The sequence below is a fragment of the Mycobacterium sp. IS-1264 genome, assembly GCF_001954195.1.
Taxonomy (GTDB): domain Bacteria; phylum Actinomycetota; class Actinomycetes; order Mycobacteriales; family Mycobacteriaceae; genus Mycobacterium.
Genome location: NZ_MBES01000018.1, coordinates 1 through 888, shown reverse-complemented (window position 1 = coordinate 888; position 888 = coordinate 1). Strand labels below are relative to the sequence as shown.

At 66.3% G+C, this 888-nt stretch carries 1 protein-coding gene; it reads left to right on the top strand.

The window, feature by feature from the left end:
• Positions 1-888 (top strand): class I SAM-dependent methyltransferase (locus A5744_RS04415; RefSeq protein WP_139331236.1); only part of this gene is annotated, 888 nt, incomplete at both ends.

Genomic DNA, 888 nt, shown 5'->3' with positions numbered 1-888 from the left:
GCAACTGCAGTATCTGGGCCGCGCCGATGCCCAGGTCAAACTGCGCGGGCAGCGCATCGAGCTGGGCGAAATCGAAAGCACCCTGCTGGCCTGCCCGCAGGTCACCCAGGCCGCCGCCGCGGTGCACGAGGCCAGCACCGGCTCCCACCTCGTCGCCTACGTCACTCTCGAGCACACCGCCACCGCTGAGGATGACGCCGAGGTCGTCGACCAGTGGCAACACCTTTACGACGAGCTCTACGGCGCCGAGGTCGAGGCGCCGGAGTTCGGGATGGATTTCCGCGGCTGGAACAGCAGCTACACCGAGGAGCCGATTCCGCTGCAGGAGATGGCGCAGTGGCGTGCGGCCACCGTGGATCGGATCATGGCGCTGCGGCCCGGGCGGGTGTTGGAGATCGGCGTTGGTTCGGGGCTGGTGTTGTCCCAGATCGCCCCGCACTGTGAGCAATACGTCGGCACCGATTTCTCGGCGGTCGCTATCGACAAGCTCGCCCACTCGCTCAAGCAATTGCGGGTCGAGTGGCGTGATCGGGTGCAGTTGCTGGCCCAGCCCGCCCACGTCACCGAAGCGCTGCCGCACGGCTATTTCGACACCATCGTTCTCAACTCGGTGGTGCAGTACTTCCCCAACGCCCCATATCTCGCCGAAGTCATCGACAGTGCCATGCGGTTATTGGCGCCGGGTGGATCGGTGTTTGTCGGCGATGTGCGCAACCACGCGCTGCAGGGCGCGTTTCAAACCGGAGTCGCGCTGGCGCGCACCGATACCGCCGATGCCGCCGAGATCCGCCAACGAGTCGAGCGCGCGATGCTCGGCGAGACCGAATTGCTGTTGGCGCCGGAGTTTTTCACCAGCTTGGCCGCCGAGCATCCGGCGGTGGCCGGCGT